General features: G+C 32.0%; 4 protein-coding genes. All 4 read left to right on the top strand.

Annotation, left to right across the window (positions count from 1 at the left end):
* Window positions 1-360 precede the first annotated feature (360 nt).
* The 4 genes from ACW2QF_RS16645 (at window position 361) to ACW2QF_RS16630 (ending at window position 6,027) form a co-directional block, all read left to right on the top strand.
* Complete coding sequence (locus ACW2QF_RS16645; RefSeq protein ID WP_455717136.1) at window positions 361-1,212, top strand: YwmB family TATA-box binding protein; 852 nt, start codon at window positions 361-363, stop codon at window positions 1,210-1,212.
* Window positions 1,213-1,284: 72 nt separating this feature from the next.
* Entirely contained in the window at window positions 1,285-1,872 is a 588-nt protein-coding gene (locus ACW2QF_RS16640) for a hypothetical protein (RefSeq protein WP_455717135.1), read from the top strand.
* A gap of 382 nt (window positions 1,873-2,254) precedes the next feature.
* Window positions 2,255-3,433, top strand: a complete 1,179-nt coding sequence (locus ACW2QF_RS16635) for a class I SAM-dependent methyltransferase (RefSeq protein WP_455717134.1) — start codon at window positions 2,255-2,257, stop codon at window positions 3,431-3,433.
* Between the two features lie 53 nt (window positions 3,434-3,486).
* The gene (locus ACW2QF_RS16630) at window positions 3,487-6,027 is read left to right on the top strand and encodes a hypothetical protein (protein WP_455717133.1); all 2,541 of its coding nucleotides are present in this window, start codon (window positions 3,487-3,489) and stop codon (window positions 6,025-6,027) included.
* Window positions 6,028-6,105 lie beyond the last annotated feature (78 nt).

Below are 6,105 nucleotides of genomic sequence, written 5' to 3'. Positions count from 1 at the left end.
AATTTTCTCTTGTGCATAAGTCGTGCTAACGGCACAAATCAATGCGATAATTATTAATAGTTTCTTTTTCATATATACCAGCCCTTTCAACTAATTTACTTACACTATAAACTAAATTATGTAAAAAACAAACATTAAATTTGTTAAAATATTCTTAAATATAAAAAGGAGAAAAGTGATTTTTAATTATTAAAAATTTAGCTGTCACCTACTAAGACATCATACAAATTGTATTTTTTATAACTCAGAATTGATTAGGTTTCTAATTTAGGTTAGATGTTTAAATTGATAAATTATGGTAACAATTTAAATATAACAAAAGGAAGTTTAATTAGATCAAGTATATAAGGGGGCAATTTTATGAATGATAACAATGAAAATATAGAAAAATCACATGATTTTTTATTAATAATCTTAGATAATATAAAACAGGTACCAAAACGATTGAAAGGGCAAAGCAAGAAGGTTAAGAGTATTACGTATGTAGTAGCTGTCCTTTGGTTAGCTGTTTTAGCACAGTTGTTTGTTAATCGACATTTTACAGACGATAGTTTGCTAGTTAATGCATTTACTAAAGCCAATTCTGTGGTAGCGGAGAGCAATCTATATTTAGTTGCTGATATGGGAATGGACTATATGAGTGAAGAAGACGAAAAAAATCTATTGCAATATATGTCTTCTGAGATTGGTTTAACAAAGGAATGCAAGATTACTCGTGAAGATGAAGAAGATACAATTTTAACGAAGAGAGAGTCCGAGCAGGCGACTACTGTTATCAAATTAGTAAGAAACCGTGAGAAAACGAAGAAAGATACCTATGTAGTAAGAAGATACCTTATACTAGACCTTACAATTAAAGATGATGTCAACAGTATCTTAGCTTATAAGAAAAAGGCTGAGAAGATAGCATCTAAATTAGATGCAAAAACTTATGAGAGTCAAATAACTTTCACAGGAACGTACGATGGTAAGTTAGGTGTAGAGAAACGTAATGAGATTACAGATGAGTTTATAAGAGATTTACAAGCTAATATAGTTGCCGAACAACGAGGCGACGAGTTATATACAATCTACGCATATACAGGAATAATTAGTGACTATGTTAAGTCTGAAGGAAATAAGATTAATGTGAACATTGCATTTACTTATAATGAGAAAGAGAATAAAACTAGTTTACTGGTTGCAACACCAATTTTAAATCAAGATTTTTAGAAAGTTAATAATAGCACATATCATTTTTTCCCTCATATATTAGTTAGTGATATAGTATTGAGGAGTTAAATCATGATTAGAGATAAGAGTAGATACAGTGCTACTTCTAATGATTACATTGATTTCTTAACGAATAACTACTTGAGTTATGATGATATGTATCGTGATATGGTTAAAGCAAATACGGAGAGAAACCGTCAGAATACAACAGAATATTTGGAAGACTATGTTAATGAAGTGGTAGAAGATTATAGGGAAGTTACTTCTGATGATGACGTAGATTTCGATTCTTTGATTGAAGAATATAAGAAGGGTGGATATGATCCATATCATATGCCGATTGGAGTTAAAATATCTGATTTTGATAGTTTTGAAGATGAAACACCAAGTTACTATCAATCCAATCATAGAAACAAGGAAGAGGATAAACTAGATGAAGATATTGATTATATGAAGGGTATGTATCCAAAAGCAGCAAAAGTAATATTACAAAGTATAGAAGAAGAGTGTGATAAATTAGAATATGCAGGTAGCTGTATATTTGATGAATATCCTGATCGTACCAATATTAGTAGAATAATCATTCGTATTTACGAAAAGGTTAAAGATATGAGTTTTGAAGAAAATGATAATAAGGTTAGCGAGGTAGAGATTAAATAATGTTTTAATGATAGATATTGTCCATATAACCGCTGTATAGACTGTTGTGATGATGGATCACCAAATTGGTTATGTCAGATGGTACAAACGATGTTTTTTCAAGAGATGATTAATCGAAGAAGAAGATATCGATACCGTAGATGGAGATAATTTATCAATAAAAGACTGATGCAAGTCCTGGTTGTATTAAAACGAAGACTTGTAGCAGTCTTTCTTTATACTAGAACCATAAAAATAAGAGTATTTTAAGAATTATTAGGTTGTAGATTAGTGGGAAAGTAGGTACAATATAACTTATAGAAGTAGAGAAGCCACTTATATAAGTGATACAAAGTGAAATACCCGAGACAAGAATATAAAACCCCTAAAGGAGAAACAAACAATGGATAGTAACATCGTCTCAGTACTTGAAGAGACTTTAAATATAGATTTATTAGACATAATAATAAGTAATCCAGTTAAAAAGGCTGGAGTTACTAAAATTAAAATAAGGCCAATTCTTTTACAAGGGACATTATTGTTTCAAGTAGAGCAGTTTGAAGGAAAGCAAGTTTTTCATAGTAATGACAGCAAAGAAGTTATTATACAAAAAGCAGAAGTTTGGTTAACGGAAGAATTCAAACAAGTTGAAATTAGGACAAAAGAATGCCAATACATTATATTGATTAGCAAGAAGGGCAAAGTGACAATTAAGAAGAAGCAACAAAAAGTAGTCGGAGCTAAGCAAAACTTAACACATAATCGTACAAAACAATATCTACTACAAGAAGGAACAGTGGTTCCATTCTTAGTAGACCTTGGTGTTATGACGGCAGAAGGGAAAATTGTACATGCTAAGTATGATAAATTCAAGCAGATTAATCGTTATCTTGAGTTTATAGAAGATATTATTCCTAGTTTGGAATCCGTGCTGGAACAAAAAGATGAATTAACAATTATTGATTTTGGTTGTGGTAAATCATATCTAACTTTTGCAATGTATTATTATTTACATGAAGTAAAGAGATATAATATACGTGTTATTGGGTTAGACTTGAAAGATGAAGTTATTAAAAAGTGTAATGAGTTAGCTAAGAGATATGAATATGACAAATTAGAATTCTTACATGGGGATATCGCAACCTATGAAGGTGTTGATTTAGTAGATATGGTTGTTACCTTGCATGCATGTGATACAGCTACAGATTATGCACTTCATAAAGCAGTTATGTGGGGAGCAAAAGTTATTTTGTCTGTACCTTGTTGCCAGCATGAGGTGAATAAACAGATTCAATGTGATGTACTTGAGCCCGTACTTAAATATGGTTTAATCAAGGAAAGAACGGCAGCTTTAATTACTGACTCCATGAGAGCCTCTTTACTTGAGATATTAGGGTATAAAACACAGATACTTGAGTTTATTGATATGGAGCATACACCAAAGAATATTTTAATACGTGCAGTAAAAACCGGTTCTTGTAAAAATCAAAAAGAACTACTGCAGGAATATATGAAGTGTAAAGAATATCTGCATATTGAACCAACGTTGTATAATTTATGTAAAGATAACCTCACAAATTAGTAAGAAAATTAATAAGAAAAATAGTTAATAAGAAAATAGGTGGAAGGAATAGTATGTTAAAGCACATATACCGATTTATAGTATTAGTAGTAGTATTTGTGGTATCAATTTTCTTAATGGGGAATAATATCAGAGAAGAAAAGATGGAAAGTAATGCAACCACTACTATGGCAGCAACCACATTTCCAATAATGTATATAGAAACAGACCGAGGCCTTATGAATCCATTACATGGATATAGTACTAATATTGATGCCAATATGATTCGCGAAACAATCACTTTAATAGATAGTGACCAAGCTGTTAATATAAGCATTGATCAGAAGAAAACCACGGTTAAGAAGATTAACTATGAGATTCGTGATTGTAATCAGTATGAATTAATAGAACAAGGATCTATTAGCGCGCTCACAGAGGTAGATAAATATAAGACAGCAAAGATAAAAATCAAAGAAACGTTAGAAGAGAATACAGAATATGCGATGAAGATTACTGCGGTAACGTCTACAGGGAAAAAGATTCATTTCTATACAAGGATTAAAAAGATACTGAATGCCCATTTGAATGAAAAATATGATTTTGTTGAGACGATGCATGAAGCAATCTTGAATAAAGATAAGAACGCAGGAATTGATGCTTATCTAGAGACGAATTCATCAATGGATAATTCTACTTATGCCCATGTCAATATCAATTCTAGTTATGATATGGTTATGTGGGGAGACTTAAAACCGAAACTTAAATCAGATGTAATAACCAAGATTACGGAGATGAATCAAGATACAGCATCTTTTGTATTAAGATATAAAGTAGAAGTGGAGACGGATTCAGGTGCAGAGCAATATACGGTTTCAGAATTCTTCCGCGTAAAATATACACCAGCAAGAATGTATCTTCTATATTATGATAGAAAAGCAGAGGCTAGATTCTATCCAACTCACATGAGTATTAAAGAAGGAGAATTAAAGATTGGTGTATCAGAAGCCTATGACCTTCCAATCATGACAGATGGGGAGGAGACAAAACTTTGCTTTGTACGAAATAAGACATTGTGGTATTATGATATGATAGCCAATAACATGGTGAAAGTATTTACATTTGAACAGGATAAGTCAGATTTTATAAGAGATTGCTACGATCAACACGATATTAAGATATTGAATATTGACGCAGATGGTAATATTGATTTTGTGGTATATGGATATATGAATCGTGGGGAATATGAAGGACGTACGGCGGTTATTTTATATCGCTTCCACTCGGTAGATAATCGCGTGGAAGAACAGGTGTATATCCCTATGAATATCCCATATGATGTTATGAAGCAGGACTTAGAGGGATTTAGTTATGTAAATCGTTTCAGTGTGTTTTACTTCTCGTTACAGGATCAGATATATTCTTATAATATGACTACTAAGAAATTAGAAACCATTGTTGAAGATGTTGATCCAGAGAGCATAATGGTTTCACAAAAAGACTCTTATATTGCGTGGGAAGATGACAGTGAATCAGGTAAGGCTACTAGTATTATTTTGCTTGATTTAGAAACTGGTGCAAAGAGTTATATCAAAGCTAAGAAGGGACAAAGTGTTCGTATCTTAGGAAAAATAGATGAAAATCTGATTTATGGATATGTGAAGGATGATGATATATCAACCTATACAGATGGTACGATTCTAGCACCAGCGTATAAGGTTTCTATTGTAAATAAGAGCTTACAAGAATTAAAAACCTATTCTATGAAGAAATACTATACGGTGGCTGTAACGGTAAAGGATAATGTTATTCAATTGAAGAGGGTAAAGAAATCAGCAAGTAGCGAAACGAAGTATACTTCAGCTGAATCTGATTATATCCTCAATAAGTCTGAATCGAATACATCTAAAATAGAAGTAACAACTAGAGTAACTGATAAGATGTTAACGGAATTATACCTTGCTCTTCCAAGTACTATTATTCTAGATAAGAAGCCGACTGTGAAGTCAACAGTTAACACAGTAATTAAGGAAGATAAAACATTACGACTTGATATTGATCGCATTAACAGAGAAATCTATTATGTATATGGGTTAGGCGAAGCCTCACAAGTGTACGATAATGCAGGAGATGCGATTGTGTTAGCAGATAAAAAGATGGGTGCAGTCCTTAATCAAGATTTTAAAGTTATTTGGGAACGTGGTAAAAAAGCAACAAGAGCAAGTATAAGTAGTATTACACCTGTTTACACAAGTAGTGGATTAAGTAGTAAGAAAGCTTGTGCCAAGATGCTTATAGCTAATTCAGGAGTGAATGTTACAGTAGATCAAATTCAGGATAAAAAGGGTTCTATTATGGATATACTAACACAGTACATGAAGAAAGAACCAATTAATTTAACTGGAAGTACACTAGATCAAGTTCTTTATTATGTAAGTGAAGGTAGAGCAGTCATTGCTATGAAAAATAATGGGCAGCCAGTATTAATTACTGGATATGATGAATTCAATATTACTATGGTTGATCCGGGACTTGGTAGAACGTGGAAGGAAGGCTACAAAGATAGCTCCAAAATGTTTGAAGAAGCGGGTAATGTGTTTATTAGTTTTATAGAATAGGAGTTTTACAAAACTCATTAACAAAAGCCTGCAAATAAAAAGTCAAGAGTAAATTGATAGTTTTATAAGATTTATTTA

The sequence above is a fragment of the Anaerosporobacter sp. genome (assembly GCF_965301125.1).
This window is presented reverse-complemented; position numbering and strand designations above follow the sequence as displayed.